The 21,242-nt window shown below is 66.2% G+C and carries 28 protein-coding genes and 1 pseudogene; 13 read left to right on the forward strand and 16 right to left on the reverse strand.

Annotation, left to right across the window (positions count from 1 at the left end):
• The first annotated feature begins 4 nt into the window (after positions 1-4).
• Entirely contained in the window at positions 5-502 is a 498-nt protein-coding gene (gene tpx / locus BN4346_RS29165) for a thiol peroxidase (protein WP_067969504.1), read from the forward strand.
• Positions 503-517: 15 nt separating this feature from the next.
• Here the strand turns inward: tpx and BN4346_RS29170 are convergent, their stop codons facing one another.
• Entirely contained in the window at positions 518-1,291 is a 774-nt protein-coding gene (locus BN4346_RS29170) for an enoyl-CoA hydratase/isomerase family protein (protein WP_067969506.1), read from the reverse strand.
• A 32-nt stretch (positions 1,292-1,323) separates the two neighbouring features.
• On the opposite strand from BN4346_RS29170, the gene BN4346_RS29175 reads away from it, so the two are divergent.
• From BN4346_RS29175 to BN4346_RS29185, 3 genes are read left to right on the forward strand one after another with little or no spacing between them, the layout of a single operon-like run.
• On the forward strand, positions 1,324-1,698 hold the full coding sequence (locus tag BN4346_RS29175; RefSeq protein ID WP_067969508.1) for an NYN domain-containing protein: 375 nt from the start codon (positions 1,324-1,326) through the stop codon (positions 1,696-1,698).
• Positions 1,695-2,537, forward strand: coding sequence for a helix-turn-helix domain-containing protein (locus BN4346_RS29180; RefSeq protein WP_096867475.1), 843 nt, complete (start codon positions 1,695-1,697; stop codon positions 2,535-2,537). The genes BN4346_RS29175 and BN4346_RS29180 overlap by 4 nt, the downstream gene beginning before the upstream one ends.
• A 56-nt stretch (positions 2,538-2,593) precedes the next feature.
• Positions 2,594-3,406: an SAM-dependent methyltransferase gene (locus BN4346_RS29185; protein ID WP_067969973.1), complete on the forward strand. Its 813-nt coding sequence runs from the start codon at positions 2,594-2,596 to the stop codon at positions 3,404-3,406.
• Here the strand turns inward: BN4346_RS29185 and BN4346_RS29190 are convergent.
• Positions 3,403-4,989 carry an FAD-binding protein gene (locus BN4346_RS29190; protein WP_067969511.1) on the reverse strand — a complete coding sequence of 529 codons (1,587 nt, stop codon included), beginning with the start codon at positions 4,987-4,989 and terminating at the stop codon, positions 3,403-3,405. The two genes, BN4346_RS29185 and BN4346_RS29190, sit on opposite strands and share 4 nt — an antisense overlap.
• Before the next feature lie 189 nt (positions 4,990-5,178).
• On the opposite strand from BN4346_RS29190, the gene BN4346_RS29195 reads away from it, so the two are divergent.
• Complete coding sequence (locus BN4346_RS29195) at positions 5,179-6,015, forward strand: lytic transglycosylase domain-containing protein (RefSeq protein ID WP_067969975.1); 837 nt, start codon at positions 5,179-5,181, stop codon at positions 6,013-6,015.
• 4 nt (positions 6,016-6,019) lie between these two features.
• Here BN4346_RS29195 and BN4346_RS29200 read toward each other — a convergent pair whose 3' ends face one another.
• Both BN4346_RS29200 and BN4346_RS29205 read right to left on the reverse strand, forming a co-directional pair.
• Positions 6,020-6,385 (reverse strand): RNA-binding S4 domain-containing protein, encoded by a 366-nt coding sequence (locus BN4346_RS29200; RefSeq protein WP_067969513.1) that lies wholly within the window; start codon positions 6,383-6,385, stop codon positions 6,020-6,022.
• Between the two features lie 12 nt (positions 6,386-6,397).
• Positions 6,398-6,969: pseudogene (locus BN4346_RS29205) on the reverse strand (FKBP-type peptidyl-prolyl cis-trans isomerase).
• Between the two features lie 95 nt (positions 6,970-7,064).
• On the opposite strand from BN4346_RS29205, the gene BN4346_RS29210 reads away from it, so the two are divergent.
• Together BN4346_RS29210 and BN4346_RS29215 are read left to right on the forward strand one after the other, a co-directional pair.
• On the forward strand, positions 7,065-7,454 hold the full coding sequence (locus BN4346_RS29210; RefSeq protein ID WP_067969517.1) for a TA system antitoxin ParD family protein: 390 nt from the start codon (positions 7,065-7,067) through the stop codon (positions 7,452-7,454).
• Positions 7,451-8,029, forward strand: a complete 579-nt coding sequence (locus BN4346_RS29215) for an AAA family ATPase (RefSeq protein ID WP_067969520.1) — start codon at positions 7,451-7,453, stop codon at positions 8,027-8,029. The genes BN4346_RS29210 and BN4346_RS29215 overlap by 4 nt, the downstream gene beginning before the upstream one ends.
• Here BN4346_RS29215 and BN4346_RS29220 read toward each other — a convergent pair.
• The 3 genes from BN4346_RS29220 to BN4346_RS29230 form a co-directional block, all read right to left on the reverse strand.
• A complete protein-coding gene (locus BN4346_RS29220; protein ID WP_067969523.1) occupies positions 8,026-9,039 on the reverse strand; it encodes an NADP-dependent oxidoreductase in 1,014 nt (337 codons plus the stop codon). The genes BN4346_RS29215 and BN4346_RS29220 overlap by 4 nt on opposite strands.
• A gap of 73 nt (positions 9,040-9,112) precedes the next feature.
• Positions 9,113-9,766: a maleylpyruvate isomerase family mycothiol-dependent enzyme gene (locus tag BN4346_RS29225; protein ID WP_067969526.1), complete on the reverse strand. Its 654-nt coding sequence runs from the start codon at positions 9,764-9,766 to the stop codon at positions 9,113-9,115.
• A 6-nt stretch (positions 9,767-9,772) separates the two neighbouring features.
• A complete protein-coding gene (locus BN4346_RS29230) occupies positions 9,773-10,312 on the reverse strand; it encodes an FKBP-type peptidyl-prolyl cis-trans isomerase (RefSeq protein WP_067969977.1) in 540 nt (179 codons plus the stop codon).
• A gap of 138 nt (positions 10,313-10,450) precedes the next feature.
• Here BN4346_RS29230 and BN4346_RS29235 point away from each other — a divergent pair, with 138 nt between their 5' ends.
• Complete coding sequence (locus BN4346_RS29235) at positions 10,451-11,347, forward strand: hypothetical protein (RefSeq protein ID WP_067969531.1); 897 nt, start codon at positions 10,451-10,453, stop codon at positions 11,345-11,347.
• 58 nt (positions 11,348-11,405) lie between these two features.
• On the opposite strand, the gene BN4346_RS29240 is transcribed toward BN4346_RS29235, so the two are convergent.
• Positions 11,406-12,329, reverse strand: coding sequence for an NAD(P)H-dependent flavin oxidoreductase (locus tag BN4346_RS29240; protein WP_067969533.1), 924 nt, complete (start codon positions 12,327-12,329; stop codon positions 11,406-11,408).
• A 7-nt stretch (positions 12,330-12,336) separates the two neighbouring features.
• On the reverse strand, positions 12,337-12,951 hold the full coding sequence (locus tag BN4346_RS29245) for a TetR/AcrR family transcriptional regulator (RefSeq protein ID WP_078058478.1): 615 nt from the start codon (positions 12,949-12,951) through the stop codon (positions 12,337-12,339).
• A 60-nt stretch (positions 12,952-13,011) separates the two neighbouring features.
• On the opposite strand from BN4346_RS29245, the gene BN4346_RS29250 reads away from it, so the two are divergent.
• Entirely contained in the window at positions 13,012-13,650 is a 639-nt protein-coding gene (locus BN4346_RS29250; protein WP_067969542.1) for an O-methyltransferase, read from the forward strand.
• Between the two features lie 25 nt (positions 13,651-13,675).
• On the opposite strand, the gene BN4346_RS29255 is transcribed toward BN4346_RS29250, so the two are convergent.
• Positions 13,676-14,476: an alpha/beta fold hydrolase gene (locus BN4346_RS29255; RefSeq protein ID WP_067969546.1), complete on the reverse strand. Its 801-nt coding sequence runs from the start codon at positions 14,474-14,476 to the stop codon at positions 13,676-13,678.
• A gap of 135 nt (positions 14,477-14,611) precedes the next feature.
• On the opposite strand from BN4346_RS29255, the gene BN4346_RS29260 reads away from it, so the two are divergent.
• On the forward strand, positions 14,612-15,361 hold the full coding sequence (locus tag BN4346_RS29260) for an MgtC/SapB family protein (RefSeq protein ID WP_067969549.1): 750 nt from the start codon (positions 14,612-14,614) through the stop codon (positions 15,359-15,361).
• Between the two features lie 91 nt (positions 15,362-15,452).
• A complete protein-coding gene (locus BN4346_RS29265; protein ID WP_067969552.1) occupies positions 15,453-15,881 on the forward strand; it encodes a cellulose-binding domain-containing protein in 429 nt (142 codons plus the stop codon).
• A gap of 29 nt (positions 15,882-15,910) precedes the next feature.
• Here the strand turns inward: BN4346_RS29265 and BN4346_RS29270 are convergent, their stop codons facing one another.
• From BN4346_RS29270 to BN4346_RS29290, 5 genes are read right to left on the reverse strand one after another with little or no spacing between them, the layout of a single operon-like run.
• Positions 15,911-16,516, reverse strand: coding sequence for a YbhB/YbcL family Raf kinase inhibitor-like protein (locus BN4346_RS29270; RefSeq protein ID WP_078058479.1), 606 nt, complete (start codon positions 16,514-16,516; stop codon positions 15,911-15,913).
• The gene (gene leuD / locus BN4346_RS29275) at positions 16,471-17,061 is read right to left on the reverse strand and encodes a 3-isopropylmalate dehydratase small subunit (protein WP_235653556.1); all 591 of its coding nucleotides are present in this window, start codon (positions 17,059-17,061) and stop codon (positions 16,471-16,473) included. The genes BN4346_RS29270 and leuD overlap by 46 nt, the downstream gene beginning before the upstream one ends.
• A gap of 35 nt (positions 17,062-17,096) precedes the next feature.
• Positions 17,097-18,503: a 3-isopropylmalate dehydratase large subunit gene (locus BN4346_RS29280; protein ID WP_067969559.1), complete on the reverse strand. Its 1,407-nt coding sequence runs from the start codon at positions 18,501-18,503 to the stop codon at positions 17,097-17,099.
• A complete protein-coding gene (locus BN4346_RS29285) occupies positions 18,500-19,366 on the reverse strand; it encodes an isocitrate lyase/PEP mutase family protein (protein WP_067969560.1) in 867 nt (288 codons plus the stop codon). The genes BN4346_RS29280 and BN4346_RS29285 overlap by 4 nt, the downstream gene beginning before the upstream one ends.
• Before the next feature lie 3 nt (positions 19,367-19,369).
• Entirely contained in the window at positions 19,370-19,849 is a 480-nt protein-coding gene (locus BN4346_RS29290; RefSeq protein WP_067969562.1) for a MarR family winged helix-turn-helix transcriptional regulator, read from the reverse strand.
• A 105-nt stretch (positions 19,850-19,954) separates the two neighbouring features.
• On the opposite strand from BN4346_RS29290, the gene BN4346_RS29295 reads away from it, so the two are divergent.
• Positions 19,955-20,188 (forward strand): hypothetical protein, encoded by a 234-nt coding sequence (locus tag BN4346_RS29295; RefSeq protein ID WP_067969565.1) that lies wholly within the window; start codon positions 19,955-19,957, stop codon positions 20,186-20,188.
• On the forward strand, positions 20,170-20,520 hold the full coding sequence (locus tag BN4346_RS29300; RefSeq protein WP_235653557.1) for a type II toxin-antitoxin system PemK/MazF family toxin: 351 nt from the start codon (positions 20,170-20,172) through the stop codon (positions 20,518-20,520). The genes BN4346_RS29295 and BN4346_RS29300 overlap by 19 nt, the downstream gene beginning before the upstream one ends.
• A gap of 148 nt (positions 20,521-20,668) precedes the next feature.
• On the opposite strand, the gene BN4346_RS29305 is transcribed toward BN4346_RS29300, so the two are convergent.
• Positions 20,669-21,220, reverse strand: a complete 552-nt coding sequence (locus BN4346_RS29305) for a YaeQ family protein (protein WP_067969980.1) — start codon at positions 21,218-21,220, stop codon at positions 20,669-20,671.
• Between the last annotated feature and the right edge of the window lie 22 nt (positions 21,221-21,242).

Consider the following 21,242-nt stretch of genomic DNA (forward strand, 5'->3'; position numbering starts at 1 on the left):
TGCCATGGCGCAGATCACGTTAAAGGGAAACCAGATCAACACCGTAGGCGAGTTGCCGGCTGTCGGTTCGGCAGCACCGGCGTTCAGCTTGACCGGAACCGACCTGAGTGTGGTGGACAGCGGGCAGTTCGCCGGTAAACCGGTCCTGCTGAACATCTTCCCGTCGGTCGACACCCCCGTCTGTGCGACCAGCGTGCGGACCTTCAACGAGCGGGCGGCCGCCGGTGGGGCGGTGCTGTGCGTCTCCAACGACCTGCCGTTCGCCCAGAAGCGGTTCTGCGGTGCCGAAGGCATCGAGAACGTCACCAGTGCCTCGGCTTTCCGGGACAGCTTCGGTGCCGACTACGGGATCACCATCGCCGATGGTCCGCTGGCCGGGCTGCTGGGCCGGGCGATCGTGGTGATCGGCGCGGACGGCAACGTCGCCTACACCGAGCTGGTGCCGGAGATCGGCCAGGAGCCGAACTACGACGCGGCCCTGGCGGCGCTGACCGGGGCCTAGGCCCCGCCAGGGAGGTCAGCGGCCCCGCCACTGCGGTGGCCGCTGCTCCCGCCAGGCTTGTAGTCCCTCGGCCACGTCCTCGGTCGCCGCGGCGACCTTGCGCATCGTTTCGCCGAACCGGACGGCATCGATCCAACCCATGTCGGCGCTGCGCCACGCCACTTCTTTGGTGGCCCGCTGGGCCAGGGGAGCGGCCTCGGCGAGGGTGCGTGCCCAAGCCTGGGCCGTGTCCTGCAGGGCGTCGGGCTCGACGAGTTTCCACACCAGGCCGATGTCCTTGGCGCGTTGCGCGCTCATCGGCTCGCCGGTCAACAGCAGCTCCATCGCGTTGGCCCAGCCCACCCGCTGCGGCAGCCGGATCGCGCCGACGATGGTGGGCACCCCGAGGGTTACCTCCGGAAAGCGGAACGTCGCATCGGTGCTGGCGATGATGAAGTCGCAGAACAACAATCCGGTGAGGCCGTAGCCCACGCACGGGCCGTGTACCGCGGCAATAGTCGGCTTGAAAAGCTCCATGCCGCTCTCGAACGAGTTGATCGTGGGCTTCTCCCAGAACGTGCCGGGAAACGTGCCGACCGCCCCCTCCGAGTCCTTGAGGTCGGCACCGGCGCAGAACACGTCGCCTTCGGCCGTGAGAATCCCGACCCAGGCGTCCTCCTCGGCGCGGAACCGGTCCCAAGCGGCGTTGAGGTCCTGGCGCATCGCCCCATTGATGGCGTTGCGGGCCTCGGGCCGGTTCAGCGTGATGGTCGCGACGTGGTCGTGGCACGCATAGGTGACCAGGTTCATGGCGCTCATTTCTGCACCGTACCGTCGGAATCATGCGGTGGATCGTGGACGCCATGAACGTGATCGGTGCGCGTCCGGACGGCTGGTGGAAGGACCGCCACGCCGCGATGGTCCGGCTGACCCGACAGCTCGAAGCCTGGGCAGCGGCGCATGACGGGCACGTCACCGTGGTCTTCGAAAAGCCGCCGTCGCCGCCCATCGAATCCGAGGTCGTCACGATCGCGGCGGCGCCGCGGCCCGGCACCAACTCCGCCGACGACGAGATCGTGCGCCTGGTTAGGGCCGACGACCAACCGCGGGGCATCACCGTGGTGACCTCTGATCTTGCCCTGTTGGAGCGGGTCAGCTCCGCGGGCGCAGCCACCTACCCGGCGGCACGGTTCCGCAGGCTCATCGAGGAGGGGTGATGGAGCCGCAACTGTTTCGGCCCCGCCCGCCGTTGTCGGAACGCATCGCTTACTTCGGGTACTGGGACCGTCGCGCGGGAGGGCCACACCGCAGTAGAGCCCTGCCGCGCGGAGCGGCGACCATCGTCATCGATATCGGCGACCGGCCGGAAGTGGATTTCTTCGGCGCCGATGCGCACACCCGGCTGACGGTGCCACCCGCGTTCTTCATCGGTGCCGGCACCGCGTCCTACCTAACGCAGATCGATACGGCGCAGACCGTCATCACGGTCCACTTTCGCCCGGGCGGGGCATGGGCGTTCCTGGGCATCGCGCAGGGGGAGTTGACGGATGCCTGCGTCGGTTTGGGCGAGTTATGGGGGCGTGCGGCGGTGACGCTGCGCCAGCGACTGGCGGAGGGCTCGTCGGCTGCCGCCCGGGTAAGGCTGCTTGAAGAATTCCTGCTGAACCGCTTGCAGCCCAAGCAATTCACGCCACACCCCGACGTGACCACGGTGCTGGAGGGCGCCGAACGCAATCCGTCGATGCGCGTCGCTGATGCGGTTGCGCTCACCGGCTCATCGCCGCGACGGCTGATCAACATGTTTCGCGGGCAGGTCGGTCTAACGCCCAAGGCGTATTTGCGGGTCCGGCGACTGCAGGCCGCCCTCACGCGCCTCGACGAAGGAACGTCGGGAGGTGCCGCCATTGCCGCTGAGCTTGGGTACTTCGATCAAGCACACTTCGTGCGGGAGTTTCGATCCTTCACCGAGATCACCCCCACCCAGTACCTGCGGCGCCGTTCGTGGTTGGCGGGGCACGTTGATCTCATCGAGGATTCGTCGATGCCGCTGAGGTGAGCGGATGGCAAAAATATCCAAGCCAACCACCGACGGCATCGCCGATGATGGGCGTCATGTACCGCACCCGAGAAGCCGTGGCCAGCACCGGAATCCTCGTCGCCGCGATCCGCGCCAAGGAATCCGCCCGCGAGGACGCCCTGTTCTGCGATCCGTTCGCGGACAAGCTGGCGGGGGAGGACGGCCGACGGATGCTGGCCGCGGCTATCGCGCACTCCGGTGAGCAGTCGACCTGGCAGATCGTCGTCCGTACCCGATTCTGGGATGAGGCCCTGCTGCGGGCCGAACTCACCCAGGTGGTCATTCTGGCGGCCGGCATGGACGCCCGCGCATATCGGCTGCCCTGGCCGGAACGCACCACCGTCTACGAAATCGATCAACCCGCGGTCATCGCAGCCAAGGCCGAGCTGCTCGCCGACGATGCACCGCGATGCCAGCTGGTACCGCTCGGGATCGATCTCGCCGAGGACTGGCCGGCCGCCTTGGAGGCCGTGGGTTTTGACGCGAACGTTCCCAGCGTCTGGCTCATCGAAGGGCTGCTGCAGTACCTCGATGAGCCCGCGGTACGCGCCCTGTTCGCCCGTGTCGATGCGTTGTCGGCGCCCGGTTCGGTGCTGCTGTACGACGTGGTCGGCAAGACGCTGCTGGAAGCGCCGTCGATGGCGCCGTTGCTGCAGTCCATGGCGCAGCAGGGCTCACCGTGGCTGTTCGGCACGGACGAACCCGGAGAGCTCGCTGAACGCCTCGGTTGGTCGGCTGTGGTGACTGATGTGGCCGAGCCGGGAAACCGGTGGAACCGCTGGTTCGCACCAGTGGCCGCGGCTGGACCGGACGTGCCGCGTGGCTACTTCGTCGAAGCGCGGCGTTAGACGGCCGCGCTGGCACCCGCGCGGCGTCCGGCGAACACGCAGTCGGCGATCGACAACCCGCTGACGTAAGACTGCGAGGCAATACCGATGGCGGTGCGCCCGGCGCTGTAGAGCCCCGGAATCGGATTACCGTCCACGTCGACCACCGCGCCGGTGTCCTCGCAGACCCGGACCCCACCCAGGGTCAGCATCGGGGTGGGGCGTAAGACGTTGGGCTGCACCGAGATATCCATCAGAGTGAAAGGCCCCTGATCGATTCGCCGGCAGAAGTCGGCGGGCTTACCGGCCGGGTCGACGGTCCCGGAATCGATGGCGTCGTTGTGCGCGGTGACGGTAGCTTCTAGGCCTTCGGCATCGATGCCGGCGGCCCGCGCCGCCTCGGCCAGCGTGGCACCGCGCACCGCACCGCCGAAGATCAGCGCGGCGCCCTGGGCGCGCTGGAACCACAGCGTCTGGGTGAGCAGTTGGCGCCGGGCCTCTGACATGAGGCGCGCGTCGGCCAGGATCCAGCCCCGGCTGCCGTGGTTCTTCACCATGGCCTGTCCGACCGCGGCGCCGTAGCGGGACTCGTCGATCACCCGTCGGCCGTCGGCGTCGACGATGATCGCGGAGATGAATGCGCTTGGGGGCGTGATGAACTTCCACACCGAGACGTTGTCCATGCGATCGGGTACCGCGCCGACGCTCTGGGCCAGCGCGATGCCGCTGCCGTCGTCGCCGCTGGTGCCCAGGGGCAGACCGCCGTTGAATTCCGGTGCGTAGCGCTTGCGCCACTGCGTGTTGGCGATGAAACCGCCGGCGCTGATGATCACCCCGCGCCGCGCGATGATTTCGATCGTCTGGCCGTAGCGCTGTTGCAGCTTCGCCAATCGCCGGTCCATCGCGGCGCGCAGCGGCGGGTAGTAAACACCGGGTTTCGATGAGAGCGCGGCCAGGCGGGCGTAGCGGCGCTGGATACGCCGCGGCGCTTGGCCCATGGTCGTGGCCCGCACCCCGGTCACCCGGCCCGACGGGTCCTGCAGCAGTTCGGTGACGGTGGTGTGCGGGCGGAAGTCCACGCCGAGTTTGCGGGCCGATTCGGCCAGCGGTGCATAGATCTGCTTGCCGGACGTGCCCTTGCCGTAGGCGCGGTGGCCGCGCTGCACCGGCGGGGTGTGGGCGCGGAACGCTCCGGCGTTCTCACTGCCCGAGTGGTACAGGTAGTAGCGGTTGTTGGGAAAGGACGTCTTGTAGGGGCACAGGCCGGAGTTGAATGGCACCCCACGGGCCTGCAGCCAGTCGATCATTTCCGGGCTGCCGTCGACGAACCGCTGCAGTGTTTCGGGCCGGACCGCGTCGCCGACCTCCAGGCGCAAGTAGTCCAGCATCTGCTCGGCGGTGTCGTGCACGCCGGCGTCCTTTTGAACCGAGGTGCCGCCGCCGGCGTAGATGATCCCCCCGGAGATGGCGGTGGCACCGCCGCCGTTGGCCCGGTCCACCGCGATGACCTCGGCGCCCAGTTCGCGGGCGGTGATCGCCGCAGAGGTACCGGCCGCGCCGTACCCGACGATGACGACGTCGGTCGTCAGGCTGGTGGTGGTCATGCGTTCTCCCTTGACGACGTGAGCTGAACGGCCCTCAAATGTAACAGCCGATAGTTCGGTGCTTGTAGAGGTGACCAGTGATGATGTGCCAGCGATGGCATAAAGCGAAACATGTTCTAGCGGACCGGGGACGCTCCGAACCGGCCGCCCTGCGCGGTTCGCGACGGCGCACAGGCGAAGATGAACGGCATGGCTGCTCGGTTACTGCGCATTGTCGCCACCCTGATCTTCGCCCTGGCCGCCGCGGTGACGCCCGCCGGTGCTGCACCGGGCGTGGATCCCGCGGCGCTGGCTGCCGACCTGGTCGCGGCCGATCAGGCGTTGCGCAATACATCGTCGCCCGACCAGGTGCTGGCCGCCGCGGCCCGCCGCCAACAGGTCGCCTACCGCACCCTCGGCGCGCACCCCGAGTGGGATGCGATCGCCCGCCCGCAGATCCCGGCGGCGCTGCTCGCGGTCTACGACCGCAACATCGACGCCCGCCGGCAACTCATGGCGCTCACCGACCCCAAGGACACCATGCCGCCCTGGCGGGTGGTGCCGCCGGTACCGGCCAACGAGCTGATGGCCAGCTACCGGGCGGCCGAGGCCGCGTCCGGAGTGCCGTGGAACTACCTGGCGGCGATCAACTTCGTCGAGACCGGCTTCGGCCGCATCAATGGCGTCAGCGACGACGCCGCTCAGGGGCCCATGCAGTTCCTGCCGTCGACGTTCGCGGCCTACGGCAACGGCGGAGACATCCATTCGCCACGCGATGCCATCATGGCGGCCGGTCGGCTGTTGGCCGCCAACGGTTTTGCCACCAATCGCGACAAGGCGATCTGGGGATACAACCATTCCGACTACTACGTGCGGGCGGTCAATGACTACGCCGCGGTCATGGGCGGCGACCCGGCCGGGTTCTCCAGCTACTACCGCTGGGACACCTATTACCGGACCACCGCCGGCGATCTGCTGTTGCCGATCGGCTATGTCTCGTCGTCGCGGATCCCGGTGGGGGAATATCTGGCCACGCACCCGCAGTGACCCCTCAGCGCTGTTGGGCCCGCCACTTGTCCAGCACCCGTCGATCCCGCTTGGTCGGCCGTCCGGCGCCGCGGTCACGAGCGGCGATCGCCGTGGCGGATGCCGTTGGGGGCGGCGGGGTTCGATCCAGGTAGCAGGTCACCGCGTCAGCCGCACCGACCCGCTTCTGAATCACCCGCAGCACCTCGACGATTCGGGTGCGATCACCCACCAGAGCACTGACCGTGTCACCGGGTGAAACCGTTGTCGCCGGCTTGGCCGGGCGGTTGTTGACCCGCACATGTCCACCGCGACATGCGGCGGCGGCGTCCGGCCGGGTTTTGGTGATCCGCACCGCCCACAACCACCGATCCACCCGGCTCGATTCCATGGCGGCCCGGGCTCAGCGTGAGGCGTTGAGGATCTTGATTGCGAACACCAGCGTGTCACCCGGCAGGATGCCGGCGGCCGGCTGACCCTGCGGATAGCCGTCGGCGGGGACCATCGCGACCGCCACCGTCGACCCGATTTTCTGGCCCGCAATGGCCTTCTGGAATCCGGGGACGACGCGGTCCAGTCCGAAGTCGACCGGTGTGCCGCGTTGGTAGCTGCTGTCGAACACCGATCCGTCACGTCCGTTGACACCCATGTAGCAGACCGAGACGGTTGCGTGGTCCCCGACGACGCGCCCGTCGCCGGCGTGCAACGTTTGTACCTCGGTCTGGGTCACCTTGAACGGCTTGGTGACGACGACGCTCGGCGCGGCCGAACTCGTGGAGCCGGTCACTGCGACGCTGCCGGTGGCACCCTTTAATGTCCAGTCGGCCGCAACACCTTCCGCCGGTGGCGTGGCGGGGCAGGCGGGGCGGTGACCGACGACGTCTTCGACGACGAGGTGTTGTCCGAACCGCCACAACCGGCGAGCACCGCCGCCAGCGAGGTGACAGCGGCGGCGAGAGCAACGAACCGAGGCATACGCGAATTCACCTTGGTCACGCTACAGCCCCACTTAGCGCGTAGCATTCTGCTATACGTCGTAACATGATGCTACAAGGCTTGGAGGTTCGCGCATGGCTGACGTCGGCGATCGGGTCACCAGGTTCGCCGCGGACCTGGTGGACAGCGCCGCCGCCGAAGGCGCGCGCCAGAGCAGATCGGCCAAGCAGCAGCTCGACCACTGGGTGCGGGTCGGCCGCGCGGTGTCGGCGCAGCAGAGCGCGGCGCGGCAACGGGTCGAGGCGGCCCTGGCCGGTCACCTCGACACCGGTGCGTTGACCGCCGAAGAGGGCGTGGTCTTCAACGCCGAGATCTCCGCAGCGATCGAGGAGAACCTGGCGCACACCCACTACGGTGACATCCTCGCCGAGCACGGCATCACCACGGTCGCCCTCGATGACGACGGTCGCATCGTTGAGTACCGGCCCGACGGCACCTCGGTGATCGCGGAGACCTCCCGCTGAGGCGGCTTGACCTCGTCGTCGGCCCGAACGGGGCAGGGAAGTCGACGTTCGTCGCCCTCACGTTGGCCCCGCTGCTACCGGGAGCACCGTTCGTCAACGCCGACGAGATCGCAAAGAACCGCTGGCCCGATGATGCAGCTGCGCGCGCATACGACGCAGCGCGGGTGGCCGCGCAGACCCGGACGAAACTCGTCGAGCAGGGACGTTCGTTCATCGCCGAGACAGTGTTCTCGCACGAGTCGAAGCTCGACGTCATCCGCCATGCACACACCCACGGCTACACGGTGGTGCTGCATGCGGTGCTTATCCCCGAGGCGTTGGCGGTGCAGCGGGTGCAGTATCGCGTGGCCGCCGGCGGGCATTCGGTTCCCGAAGAGAAGATTCGAGATCGGTATCACCGGCTGTGGCCGCTGGTCGCTGCAGCGATCGGAATGGCCGATATCGCAACGGCTTACGACAACTCGAGTGCGACCGGGCCGAAGATTGTGGCGCAGTTCGCCGGCGGCGCGCCGATCGGTGACCTGAGCTGGCCGGCCTGGGCGCCTGACGCGCTGGTGACGCGCTGGCGCGCTTAAGCGGAGATCTTCACCACGAGCTTGCCGACGTTCTTGCCGTCGAACAGCATGTTGATCGCGGTCGGCAGCTGCTCGAAGCCCTCGACGACGGTCTCGAGCGGGGTGAGCTTGCCGGCGGCAATCAGCTCGGAGATCTCGCTGTTGGCCTCCGGTGCTCGAAGGAAGTGGTCGAGGATGATGAAGCCCTTCAGGGTGGCGCGCTGGATCAACAGGTTGCCGAACGCGCGCGGCCCGGGCGGGGGGTTGGTGTCGTTGTAACCCGAGATCAGTCCGCAGAGCGCGATCCGCGCGCCGACGTTCACGCGGGCAAAGATCGCGTCCATGATGTCGCCGCCGACGTTCTCGAAGTCGACGTCGATGCCGTTGGGGGTTGCGGCGGCAAGCTGGCGGGCCCAGTCGTCGGCGCGGTAGTCCACTGCCGCGTCGAAACCGAGTTGATCGGTCAGCAGGGCACATTTCTCCGGTCCGCCGGCGATCCCGACGACCCGTGCGCCGCTGGCCTTGGCGAGCTGGCCGGCGACCGAACCGACCGCTCCGGCCGCCGCCGAGACGACGACGGTCTCGCCCGGCTGCGGCTTGCCGATGTCGCGGATCCCGATCCACGCGGTGAGCCCGGTCATGCCGAGCGCGCCCAGGTAGGTGCTGGGCGAGACGCCATCCGCGACGTCCACCGGGAACAGCGGCATGGCGTCGGAGACGACCACGTAGTCCTGCCAGCCGGTCAGGCCCTGCACAGTCTGGCCGACGGCGTAGTTCGGGTTGTTCGACGCGACCACCACGCCAAGACCGGCCGCGCGCATGACCTCGCCGATGCCGACCGGGGGCAGGTACGACGGCGTCTCGTTGATCCACATTCGGTTGGTCGGGTCCAGGGAGATCCAGTCGACCCGCACCAGCGCCTCGCCGTCGCCGATCTGCGGCACCGCCTGCTCGCTGAGTTCGAACGTGTCCGGGCCAATGCGGCCAGCTGGGCGTTCGCGGAGAAGGAAGCGGCGATTGCGATCGGTCATGAGCGCACGCTACCGGATGCGGCTGACCATGGCAATGGTCGTTAAATCAGTTGTGGGACAACGCAACAGAGCATTATATGTGGCCGTCGAACGCGCGCAGCGCCTGTACGTCGATTGCGGGGCCGGTCAGCTCGACGTCGGCACGCGTGTGGCGCCCGGCCAACCAGCGAACCAGGTTTGCCGGCGACGCTTGCACCAGCACCGCAGGTCCCGCTTGCGGGCCCTCGGACGCCAGGACGCGGCCGTCTTCGGCGCTGATGATGGTTAGCGCAGTACCGGCGGGCAACTTCGCGCGTTGATAACGCAGCAATGGAGGAATGGCCGCTACGAGTGATGGTGGTGCGGCATGGGCAGCCGAGTTGGCGGCGACGAGGTCGTCGTGATGGGTCCAATACTCGAACAGAGTGAGTGGTGCTACTCGCGACCGGATGAGCAGTTGCGGTACCGGACGCCGCAGCCGGTCGACCAACTCGGTGAAGCTACGGCGGTGCTCACGTCGAATCGCGAACTCCACCAACCTCGGTGGAGCCGGCACAGCGACACCGCGCGCCACTAGTGATCGTGCGATGAAGGTCGAGATGCCCCCAAAGCGCTCCTCGGCCGCCAGGTGGGCCGCGAGATCGCGCGCGGTCCACGAACCACAGCCGGCGTGTGCCGAGGCGCCGGCGGCGCTCAACGAGTTCGCGAGGGCCGCCCGCTCGGCCGCGATGTCCTCGGTGAGCGCCACCGCGGATCAGCCTGAGGCGCCCAGGATCTTGATCGCGAAGATGAGGGTGTCGCCCTGCCGGATGCCGGCGCTGGGCTGGCCGTCGGGGTAGCCGTCGGCGGAGGTCATGGCCACCGCGACCGTGGATCCGACCGTTTGGCCGGCGATCGCCTTCTGGAATCCGGGGATGACGCCGTCCAGCGGGAAGTCCACCGGGGCGCCGCGCTTGTAACTGCTGTCGAACACCGACCCGTCGCGTCCGTTGACGCCCATGTAGCAGACGGACACCTTCGCCGTGCCCGGAACCACCGGGCCACTGCCGGCCTGCAACGTGTGTACCTGGGTCGACGTCACGCTGAACGGCGTCGAAACCTCCACCCGGGGCGCGGCCGTTTCGGTCGATCCGGTGACCGCGACGCTGCCGGTGGCCCCGGTCAGCGTCCACTCCGGCGTGCCGCCGGCCGGTGCGACGGTGGGGCAGGTGTCGGCGGCCACGGCCGTACCTGCCGCCGCAAAGGGCAGAACGATTGCCGCGAGACTGGCAGTGACAGCAACGAATGAATGCATCCGAGTGGGTTTCACGTCCGCCACGTTACAGGCGGCGTCGGGGATGATTTGCGGCCCATGACAGACGCAAAGTAACCCCGTCAGCGGGGACTCGGCCCGTAGTCTCACCCAGGTGCATATTGACGTTCTGGCCGTGACGTGTTGATCGGTGTGGCCGCAGCGCTACTGGCCTGTTTCGGCTACGGGGTGGCCTCGGTCCTGCAGGCCTACGGTGCACGTAGTTCTGCAGCCGCGGACCAGGGGCAGGAAGCGCTGATCACCGCGGACGGCGGCCCGACCCTGCGCTCGACCGCCAACGCGGTGCTCACCTCAGCGTTCATTGCCGGAATGGCCCTCGACGTCATCGGTTTCGCCGGAAGCGTCGTCGCGGCACGGCTGATCCCGCTGTTTCTGTCGCAGACCATCATCAGCGCCAATCTCGTTGTCACCGCGGTGCTCGGCATCGCTGTGCTCGGGATTCGTTTACGCCGCCGCGATTGGGCGGCGATCGGGACGGTGCTTGTGTCCCTGTGCGTGTTGGGGTTCAGCGCTGGACGGGCCGGTACGGACACGTCGGGATCGGGGCTGCACTGGGCGCTGATGGTGGTGGCGATGCTGATTGCGGCGCTCGGAGTTGGCCTCATTCGCCTTCTGGGAGCCCGGGCCGCCGTCGCCGCCGGATTGGTCTCCGGTGTCCTCTACGGAGTGATGGCGATCGCGGTACGGGTGGTCGACGGCATCGATCCGTTGCAGCTGGCGGTTCTGCTGAAGGATCCGGCGTTCTGGGCGATCACCATTGCCGGAGCCGGCGGCTTCTACCTGTTTACGGTTGCGTTGCAGCTGGGTTCGGTGAACGGCGCCGTCGCTGCCTTGGTCGTCGGCGAGACGGTGGTGCCCGGCGTCGTCGGCGTAACGCTGCTCGGAGACACCGCGCAACCCGGGCTGAGCTGGCTGGTGGCATTGGGATTCTGCAGCGCGGTCGGGGGTGCGGTGGCCGTTGCCATGTTCGGTGCGGCCGACCATGCGGATGCGGCGACGCCGGCCGCACCCCACTAAGGCGTGGCGGCCTTCCAGGGCTGGTTATGGACGTTCAAAGTTCACCTCAGGGCGAGGTTCACAAGGTTTCGGATCGCGATCGTGCGCCGTCCAACACCGCTTCGATCTCGCCCCACGTGCGACGAATGATCTCGGCCACCGGCAGAAGATCAACGATCCGGGACGACACTTGGCCGGTGTTGGCGACGCTGGCTTCCATATCGCCGTCGAAGTACAGCTCGGTGATCTTTCCCAGCAGCCGCGAATCCGGGTCATGTGCAGCGATCCGGGCGGCCAACCCGGTCCGCAGGACTCGCATGGTCGGGTTGCCGGGAACGTCGAGAAGCACTGTGCCGGAATCGTTTGCGGCCACGATCGCATCCTTGAAGTTCGCGTGCACTGCGGATTCGTGGCTGGCCAGCATCCGGGTGCCCATCTGCACGCCCTCGGCGCCCAAGACCAGCGACGCCGCCGCCGACCGCGCATCGCAGATGCCACCGGCGGCGATGATCGGCAGGTCCACATTTTCGGCGACCAGGGGCAGCAGCACCATGGTGGAGGCGCCCAGCAGCGACTTGAACCCGCCGCCTTCCACGCCCTCGACCACCAGCGCATCGACACCGGCGTCGGCGGCTTTGAGCGCGCCTTTGAGTGAGCCGACAACGTGGACCACGATCATGCCGGCGTCGTGCAGCAGTTTGGTGAACAAGGCGGGGTCACCGGCGGAGGTGAAGACATGGCGCACACCGGCTTCGGCCAGTGTCTCGACGATCGACGGATCGTTCTTCCAGCCCTGGATCATCAGGTTGGCCGCCACCGGTTTGTCGGTGAGCTCGCGCACTCGCTGCAGGTCGGCACGCCCTTCGGGGGTGAGGGTCTCGATCACGCCGAGCCCGCCTGCCTCGGACACCGCGGCAGCGAGTTCGGCGCGCGCGATGTAGGTCATCGGGGCCTGGATGACGGGGTAGGGAACTCCGAGCAGGGATTGGATGCGGTTGGCCACGGCTTATTCAAGCATTCGGCTGGGTTGACCAGCGACGACACAGGGACAGCGTGCCGTCGACGACCGCGTCGATGAAGCTGTCATCGACGGATTCACCGGTTGCAATGACGCGGTAGTGCATTCGGCCGACGAGCCACTCGGCCAGCGCGGCCACGTCGGCATCGGCCGTCAGCTCGCCTCGGGCGATCGCCCGGACAAACGGCTTCTGGTCGCGTACCTGCTGAGCGTGCAGGTAGCGGGCCCGAAATGTCTGGGCGAGCTGCGGATCGTGCTGCGCCTGTCCCACGAGTGCGCGGTAGACCGCACCTGCATCGTCGGCCGTGAGGAAGTGGGCCGTGGTGCGCAGATGAGCGCGCAGGTCCGACTCCAGGGCACCGGTGTCGGGGGGTTCGAGTTCAGCGGCCGCGTCTTCGAGGAAGGCGTCCATCAGGACATCCGTTTTGGAACTCCACCAGCGGTAGACCGTCTGCTTTGCCACGCCCGCCGCCTTAGCGATTCCTTCGACGGTGACGCCGGCGAAACCCTTTTCGACAAGTAGATCGTCGGCCGCATGCAGGATGGCCTCGCGAGCCGCCTCGCTGCGTCCGTGCCGATTGCCGCGATGCGGCTGTGCCTCTGCCACAGCTCGATCTAACACCACTCCATTCTAGACAAGACGCAACGGCTCGTCTAGGGTAGAGACATGACTGCAACTCTGAACCGACCGGAATACGCCTCGATCATCGATCGACTCTTCACCGACGCGCAGCAGGATGCTGGACGTCGTCAAGGGATCTCGCCACGCGACTACGCCGTTGAGGAACGCGCGGATGTGTTTGCGAACGTTTACCTCTCCGTGGCGCCCGAGTCAGGCCGGCTGCTGTACAACCTGGTTCGTGCGATCAAGCCGACGACCATCGTGGAATACGGCATGTCCTATGGAATCTCGACCTTGCACCTGGCCGCGGCCGTGCGCGACAACGGCACCGGGCACATCATCACCACGGAGATGAGCGCCCAGAAGCTGGCCACCGCCCGAGCGACGTTCGCCGAGGCGGGGGTCAGTGACTTGATCACGATCCTCGAAGGCGATGCCCGCACCACGCTCAAGGCAATCAATGAACCCGTGCAATTCGTGCTTCTCGATGGCTGGCCCGACCTCGATCTGACGGTGATCAAGATCCTTGAGCCGGTGTTGGCAAGTGGCGCAATCATTGTCGGCGACAACGTGAACCTGGACCCGGCTCACGCCTACCTCGACTATGTGCGCGCACCGGAGAACGGCTACGTCAGCTGCCCGCTGGCACTGGACAAGGGATTGGAACTAGCTGTCCGCGTGTAGCTTTGGCGACTGGGTGCGGTGCTTGCTACGAGGCCTCGGCCTGCGTGTGCGGCGCGCTGCCCTCCAGTAGGACTCGTGCGACAAGCTCGGGATCGTCGGCCATGGGGACGTGGCCGCACCCGGGCAGTCGGATGTGACGGGCCTGGGGGAGTCGCTGTTCGGCAATCGCCGCCTGGTAGGGCCGCAGGATCCGATCATGTGCGGCCCAGGCGATGGTCACCGGGATGTCGGCCGGGATCTCGCGGGCGAACACTTCGGCGGCCGGGAAGATCTTCTTCATCGCGGGAATGGCGCGCCGCATGCCGTTGAGGTCGGCCACGAACTCCTTGACCGGAATCCGTTCGGGGTGAGCCGAGACCACCGAGCCCATCATCCGCCGTGCGCGAGGAGAACGAGCAAGCCTGGGCACCACCGGCGCCATCAGTTGGGCGCCGGTGGTGAGCAACCGGAAGATCAGCCGAACGTAGGCGAAATCCAGAGAGTTGTGCCAGTACGCGGCGGGGGATAGCACGGTTGCGCTCGCAACTAGGTTGTCGGCGGCGGCCTCCATCGCGACCCGGCCGCCCAGCGAGTTTCCACCGATGTGGGGACGTTCAAGTCCGAGCTGATCCAAGAGCCCCACCAGCTCGTCACGCAGGGTGCCCTGTACGTCGCCGTCGCGGACCACGAAGTCATGGGACTCGCCGTGCCCGGGCAGATCGAACAGAACCACGGTGCGGTGATCGGTCAGGTGCTCAAGGACCGGGTACCAGGCCTGCCGGCGGTGAGTGATCCCGTGGACAAGCACCAAGGGCTCGCCAGTTCCATGGATCTCGTACTTCAGCATGTCGGTGCTCCTTGTCGCGGAGGACGATCTCGCCCTAGGGCAACGGTAGCTCTGCTGGTGATTCTGTGAGGGTCGCGGGGTGGACTGAATGGCCACTTAGGTGTAGCCCTTCTCGATTAGTGGTAACCCACCGCGATGACTACATGGCTGGCGCAGGAATTTTTCAGCGGCACGGGCCAGGGGACGCGCGAGGTCGCCGAGCTGGTGGCGGCGTTCGGGTTAACCGCGCTGATCGGTCTGGAACGCGAAATCCGGGGCAAGAGCGCCGGGCTCTGTACCCAGACGATCGTCGGCACATCGGCGGGTTTGATTCTGCTGGTCAGCAAGTACGGGTTCGGCGACGTGATCGCCGCGGGCACGGTGATCCTGGACCCGTCCCGGGTTGCGGCCCAGATTGTTTCCGGCATCGGCTTTCTCGGCGCGGGCCTGATCATCACGCGCCGCGGCGCGGTGATCGGGCTGACTACCGCGGCCGCGATCTGGGAATCTGCGGCGATTGGGATGGCCGCCGCCGCGGGGCTGCTGCTGCTAGCCGTCGTGGTGACCATGCTGCACTTTGTGATCGTGATCGGTATCGCACCATCGGTGCGGCGAATGGCGACCCGATTGCCGGGCTCGGTACGCGTGCATGTCATCTACCAGGACGGCCGGGGGATCTTGCGGAAGTTGTTGGAGTCCTGCGATCTGCACGGCTGGCATCTGACCTCGCTGGTCACCGATTCACCGGCAACGGTGGCATTGCCACTCGGACAGCACACCCAGACCGTCGATCACGTCGGTGTCACCATGACCTTGTCGGGCCCGCGCGTTGTCGAGGCCACCCGGCTCCTCGCCGATATCGAGGGTGTCAGCCGGATCGATCAGCTCCACGACGACGCCGATTGACGTCACGTGACGGTTTCAGTTGGGCAAAGGTCCTGCAGCCTACCCGTGGTCGCAGGGCCGATATCGCCAATCGGCTTTAGTGTTGGCTGCCATGGGGGCCATTCACAGTCGCATGAAACGCTGGTGCACAGCGCTTCACGTTGCCGTGGCGGCAGCGATGGTCGTTATTCTCGGATTCGCTTCCACCGCGGTCGCCCATGCGGCCGCGGCCACCGCGACGTTGTCGGTGACCTCGACATGGCAGACCGGCTTCATCGCCCGCTTCGTCATCACCAACCGGAGCGCGGTGCCGATGACCGATTGGCGCCTTGAATTCGACCTACCGGTGAATGAATCCATTTCGCACGCGTGGAACAGCAGCGTTGGCCGATCGGGCACGCACTATGTTCTTGCCCCGGCGAACTGGAATCGCATCATCGCGCCGGGCGGTACGGCCACGGGTGGTTTCCGCGGCGTGCTGTCCGGGACGTACACGCCGCCGGTGAATTGCATGCTCAACAGGCAGGTTCGCTGCAGCTGACGGTCGGGCGCCATCTCAGAGCTGCGGGTTCAGCGTTCGTAGGTGCCGGTGAGTCTGCCGCGCGCGATGACATGTCCGTGGATTGCGGCGAGTGTGGTTTTGATGGTCGCGGTGGTGTCGAGTCCACTGGGCTGGTTGAGTGCGAAGAGTTGAAAGATGTAGCGGTGCGGGCCGTGCCCGGGGATCGGTCGGGGGCCGGCATAGCCATGTCGTTTGAATGAGCCGCGTCCGATGCATATCCGTGCGCTGCCGGTATCGGGGTTCAGTTCGGACTCAGTCAGTGATCGCGCTGAGGGCGTGATGGCGGTGGCGAGGGCATGGACGATGGGTCGGGGTAATGGAGCGTCGGGGTCCTCGACGATGAGGACGAGTTCTGCTGCGTTGGCTGGCACACCGCTCCATGAGAGTGGCGGGGAGATATTGTCGCCCAGCCCGTTACCCGCATGGCGCAGCGGTATTTGGTGGCCGTCGCCGAATGCGGCGCTGGTCACGGTGATGATGTCAGGGACGTTGGAGGTGGCAGGATGATGCCACGCGGTCTTGCTGTCGTGTCCGCTGAATGGTTGGAGAAGGCGGCCTAGAACGGCAATCACGGTGTTTCCGATCCGGTAGTTATCGGGCAGTGGTAAATCCATGGCCGCTGCTGCTGATCACGGCGGCGGAAATCGTCAATGCGGTTGCGCAGCAGCAGGGTCTGACCGATGGCATCAAGGCCGCTGATGAGCTGGTTTCGAGATCGCTCGTCGATGGCGAAGGGATGGCGTGGTCCGTCGACGGCGCCGACCTCGCCGGCCACTAGGTCGATGCGGATGCGGGGTTCGTGTCTGGTGTCGAAGGTTTCGGCCGCGAGTTGTTGATGGATCTCGGGTGGCAGCACGAGGGGGAGTAGGCCGTTGCGGATGCAGTTCGTTTCGAAGATCGAGGCGAATCCCGGTGCGATGACGGCGCGAAAGCCTGCATCGCGTAGGGCCCAGACGGCGGTCTCGCGGGAGCTGCCGCACCCGAAGTTCGGGCCGACGACCAGGATACTGGCCTGGTCGTAGGGTGCTTTGTTGAGCACGAATTCGGGGTTGCGGCGCCAATCCATAAAGAGCGCGTCCTTGAATCCGTGCTTGGAGAGCTCCGTGGGTTGGAAGTGGCTGGGGCTGAGCGCGTCGGTATCGATGTTGGCGCGCTGCAAGGGTGCGGCGATAGCGGTGAATTGGGTAAACGGTTTCATGATTGGGCCTTGCGAGGATCGGTGATGTGGCCGGCGATGGCTGACGCGGCCACGGTTGCCGGACTGGCGAGGTGGGTGCGCACTCCGGGGCCCTGCCGATTTTCGAAGTTGCGGTTGGTGGAGGAGATGACCCGCGCCCCCGGCGCGAAGGTGTCGCCGCCCGCGTAGAAGCAGAGGCCGCAACCGGATTCTCGCCACTGGAAGCCTGCATTACGGAACACGCGGTCGATGCCTTCGGCCTCGGCGGCCAGGCGCACCGGGGTGGAACCGGGCACACAGATTGCGGTCAGGCCATCGGCGACGGTGTGCCCGTCGAGGATTTCTGCGGCGGCGCGTAGGTCAGTGAGTCGGGCGTTGGTGCACGAGCCGATGAAGGCCGCGTCGATCGGCAGCCCTCGCAGTGCGGTGCCGGGAGCAAGCCCCATGTAGTCCAGTGCGTGTTGCACGGTGCCGGGGTCGTCGCTGTTGACGGGGTCGGGTACCGTGCCGTCGATCCCGGTGGCGTGCTGGGGACTGGTGCCCCAAGTCACCTGCGGGGCCAGGGTTTCGGTGTCGATGTCGACGACCCGGTCGTAGGCGGCGCCGGGATCGGTTCGCAGCTGATCCCAGGCTTGCACGGCGAGGTCCCAATCTTCGCCGACCGGGGCGTAGGGCCGCCCGTTGAGGTAATCGAAGATCGTGGCGTCGGGAGCGACAATGCCGGTTCGGGCGCCAGCTTCAAAGGCCATGTTGCACAGAGTGAATCGCCCTTCGAAACTCATTTCGTCGATCGCGGAGCCGCTGAATTCGATGGCGTATCCCGCCGCGCCGCCAGCGCCGATCGCCGCGATGAGGGCCAACACCATGTCCTTGGCGTAGATGCCACGACCCGGTGTGCCGTGCAATCGGACGTTCATCGTTTTAGGGCGCCGCACGGCCAGGGTCTGGGTGGCCAGCGCGTGTTCGCATTCGGTGATGCCCACACCCCAGGCCAGCGCGCCCACAGCTCCCAGGGTGGGGGTGTGGGAGTCGGCGCAGATCATGGTGGCCCCGGGCAGCGCGACTCCTTGTTCGGGGAACACGACGTGCGAGATGCCTTGGCGGTCATCGCCGATATCGAACAGGGTGATGTGTTCACGGCGGGCTTCGTCTCGGAACGCGTCGATGAACATCGACCCCATCGGGATCGGCGTGGAGGAGTTGCGGCCGGGCCGGGTATCGACGACGTGGTCCATGGTGCCGAACACCAGAGACCGGTCGAATACTTCGTGGCCCTCATCGCGCAGCGACCTTAGCGACAGTCCGCCGCTGCGGTCGTGCAACAGGATACGGTCGATGTGCAGCAGTGAGGTGCCGTCGGGTAGTTCGTCGACAACGTGCAGGTCCCAGATTTTGTCGATGATGGTGCGTCGTTGAGAGGTCATGCGAGGTAGGTTCTTTCGAGTTCTTCGACTTCACGCATGCCGATAAGGTCGTGCGCCTCGCGGAACGGTACGAACAGGTCGAGCAGATTGGCGGTGCCGTCGTCGGTGCGGATGCGCTGCAACGCGGCGCGCATGCCGCCCAGCGAGGCCATCGCCAGAGCTCCGGGCAGGCTGACGCGGGCTACACCGAGGTTCTGCAGTTCGGTGAATGTCAGGTTTTTCGGGGACTTTCCACCTTCGATGACATTGACGGCTACCGGGCCGTTGATCGCCTGGGTGGCTTGGCGGATCTCCTCGCGTGAGGTCACGCCTTCGACGAAGACCATGGTGGCACCGGCCTGCAAATAGGCGTTACCCCGGCGGATCACGCCCTCGATGCCTTCGATAGCCAGGGCGTCGGTGCGGGCGTTGATGACGAAATCGGGATCCGTACGGGCGTCCGCAGCGGCGCGGATCTTCGTCGCCGCCTCGTGTAGGTCCACGATGCGTTTCCCGTCGAGATGTCCACAGCGCTTCGGGGTCTCCTGGTCCTCGATGTTGATGCCCGCCGCGCCGGCCTCTTCGAAGGCCTTCACGGTGTAGTAGGCATTGACCGCGTTGCCGAATCCGTTGTCCCCGTCGGCCATGACGGGCACCTGCACCGATCGGGCGATCTTGGCGGTCACCGCGGCCATGTCTTCCATCGAGATCAGCGAGTAATCTGGGCGCCCGTAATGCACCCCCGAGATGCTCGCGCCGCTGCATTGCAGAGCGGCAAATCCGGCTTGCTCAGCTAAACGGGCGCTCAGCGGGTCGAAGACGCCTGGCATGACCAAGATCTCCGGTGCGTGAATCAACGCGTTCAGAGTCGTTGCGCGGTTCATACTCTATTCCTTTACAAGAGAGGCGCTTCCAGTGATTTCGGGCATCCGAGCTAGCAGGGTCAGCGCTTCGTCGATGACACCAAGCTCGCGTTGGGAGAAGTTGCGCTGCAAGGCATCGGCCAGCCAGGAATCGCGCAGCTGACGACTGCCTTCCAACTCCTCGACGGTCGCAGCGGTCAGCACGATCAGCTGCCGTCGCCCGTCGTGCGGATCAGGCTCACGACGCACCAGTCCGCGTTCTTCGAGAACGGACACCACCACCGCCATGGACTGCCGTCGCACCTGCTCGGCGACCGCGAGATCACTCGTCGTCGCCGGGCCCTCATGCGAGAGCCGGCTGATCACCGAGATCTGTGACGGCGTCAGGTCGTGACTCTCGTAGGTCTCCTTCAGCCGGCGTCGTAACCGACTGACCAGAAGCCGCAACTGATACGCCGACCGGCTCGCGATGATCGACGGTTGTTCCACATCCACCGTTGCCATATCGACAGGCTAAACTGCGCAGTTTATTCTGTCAATACTGTCGTCCCGCTGAGCGCCTGGAACGATCCGCCATGCCAATGTCTACAATTCGTCTACACTGGCTCTATGGCAGCAGAAACCACAACGGTTCGAGTCCGCCGCCCCGATTCTGAGCGGCTGCAATCTCTGGCCAAGGCTCGTCAATCCGCCGTCATCGACGTCGTGCACGCAGCGATCGACGCCTTGGAACGGCAGGAATTCCTGCGTGGGCTCAACGGGGATTATCAGCGCTTGCGTAACGCCCCAGAACTGTGGGAGCGCTACCTGGCCGAGCGTCGCGAATGGGACGCGTTGGCGTGATTTGGCGAGGGGAGGTCTACTACGTCGACCTCGGCCAACCGGTAGGACGCGAGCCGGCCTTCCGCCGCCCGGCGGTGGTGGTGTCGGTCGATATTCTCAACAACGGACCGGGTGGTCTGGTAGTCGTCGTCCCGATCACGACCGCTGGTTACGGCCTGCGAAGCCATATCGAACTGGATCCTGAGGCCAGCGGGCTGGACCACACCTCATACGCGCGCTGCGACCAACTGCGAGTCGTCTCGGTCGAACGGCTGTCGTCTCGCCAGGGAATGATCGGCCCAGATCAAATGCCGGCCATTGACCAGGCTCTACGCTTTGTCCTCGATTTGTGATGCTCAGCTATGGGTATCGCATCATCGGACGATGTGGCAGGGGAGAGGCGCTGACTGCTGGCTAGATCGCCACCGGCGGCCGGACCAGATCATGTATCGATCTGCCGTCAGCGTCCATGGCGCTAACGCCATCGACTAGCTCAGACGTTCACGCCAATGGCTCGGGCGTGAAGGTGACGTCGACACTGCCCACGGTCATCGTCACCTGCCCTTCCATCACCATCACCTGCGCCGAGACCCGTCGATCGACAGTCTGGGCCAGTTGCTGCACCGGTGCGTGCGGTATCTGCACCACCGACAGGTTCGGCAGCCCAGCCACTTTGGGGCCGACGGTGCGCCACCAGGTGGCCACGCCGGCGGCGAACGGGAACAGCAGCACCTGGTCAGCCTGGCTGGCCGCCTTGCCCAGGGCGCGTTCGTCGGGCTGGCCGACGTTGATCCACTCCAGGATGCGGCCGGTGTAGTCGGCGAGCCGCAAGTCCGGTGCGCCAGGGGTGGACAGGCCCGCCCCGAACGCCAACTCACCGTCAACGTCGCTGAGTCGGTATGCGCGTAGACCAAATGCCAACAACCGCACCACCATCCGCTCATCGGTCTCACTGGGATGACGGGCCACGGTCAGCGTGTGATCGGCGTAATAACCGTGATCGACATCTGAGACGCCGAGTTCGACTTTGAATACTGTTGCAGAAAGGGCCACGCCATAGTGTCCACCCAGGTGG

Source organism: Mycolicibacter icosiumassiliensis (genome assembly GCF_900078685.2).
Taxonomy (GTDB): domain Bacteria; phylum Actinomycetota; class Actinomycetes; order Mycobacteriales; family Mycobacteriaceae; genus Mycobacterium; species Mycobacterium icosiumassiliensis.

Coding starts and splice junctions, on each gene's coding strand:
- BN4346_RS29175 (WP_067969508.1), top strand. CDS start 1,324: ATGCGGTGGATCGTGGACGCCATGAACGTGATCGGTGCGCGTCCGGAC.
- BN4346_RS29210 (WP_067969517.1), top strand. CDS start 7,065: ATGGCTGACGTCGGCGATCGGGTCACCAGGTTCGCCGCGGACCTGGTG.
- BN4346_RS29300 (WP_235653557.1), top strand. CDS start 20,170: ATGGGACGCGTTGGCGTGATTTGGCGAGGGGAGGTCTACTACGTCGAC.
- BN4346_RS29280 (WP_067969559.1), bottom strand. CDS start 18,503: ATGACCTCTCAACGACGCACCATCATCGACAAAATCTGGGACCTGCAC.
- BN4346_RS29255 (WP_067969546.1), bottom strand. CDS start 14,476: ATGCTGAAGTACGAGATCCATGGAACTGGCGAGCCCTTGGTGCTTGTC.
- BN4346_RS29250 (WP_067969542.1), top strand. CDS start 13,012: ATGACTGCAACTCTGAACCGACCGGAATACGCCTCGATCATCGATCGA.
- BN4346_RS29290 (WP_067969562.1), bottom strand. CDS start 19,849: ATGGCAACGGTGGATGTGGAACAACCGTCGATCATCGCGAGCCGGTCG.
- BN4346_RS29285 (WP_067969560.1), bottom strand. CDS start 19,366: ATGAACCGCGCAACGACTCTGAACGCGTTGATTCACGCACCGGAGATC.
- tpx (WP_067969504.1), top strand. CDS start 5: ATGGCGCAGATCACGTTAAAGGGAAACCAGATCAACACCGTAGGCGAG.
- BN4346_RS29265 (WP_067969552.1), top strand. CDS start 15,453: ATGGGGGCCATTCACAGTCGCATGAAACGCTGGTGCACAGCGCTTCAC.
- BN4346_RS29230 (WP_067969977.1), bottom strand. CDS start 10,312: ATGCATTCATTCGTTGCTGTCACTGCCAGTCTCGCGGCAATCGTTCTG.
- BN4346_RS29185 (WP_067969973.1), top strand. CDS start 2,594: ATGTACCGCACCCGAGAAGCCGTGGCCAGCACCGGAATCCTCGTCGCC.
- BN4346_RS29190 (WP_067969511.1), bottom strand. CDS start 4,989: ATGACCACCACCAGCCTGACGACCGACGTCGTCATCGTCGGGTACGGC.
- BN4346_RS29270 (WP_078058479.1), bottom strand. CDS start 16,516: ATGGATTTACCACTGCCCGATAACTACCGGATCGGAAACACCGTGATT.
- BN4346_RS29295 (WP_067969565.1), top strand. CDS start 19,955: ATGGCAGCAGAAACCACAACGGTTCGAGTCCGCCGCCCCGATTCTGAG.
- BN4346_RS29200 (WP_067969513.1), bottom strand. CDS start 6,385: ATGGAATCGAGCCGGGTGGATCGGTGGTTGTGGGCGGTGCGGATCACC.
- BN4346_RS29220 (WP_067969523.1), bottom strand. CDS start 9,039: ATGACCGATCGCAATCGCCGCTTCCTTCTCCGCGAACGCCCAGCTGGC.
- BN4346_RS29260 (WP_067969549.1), top strand. CDS start 14,612: ATGACTACATGGCTGGCGCAGGAATTTTTCAGCGGCACGGGCCAGGGG.
- BN4346_RS29195 (WP_067969975.1), top strand. CDS start 5,179: ATGGCTGCTCGGTTACTGCGCATTGTCGCCACCCTGATCTTCGCCCTG.
- BN4346_RS29170 (WP_067969506.1), bottom strand. CDS start 1,291: ATGAACCTGGTCACCTATGCGTGCCACGACCACGTCGCGACCATCACG.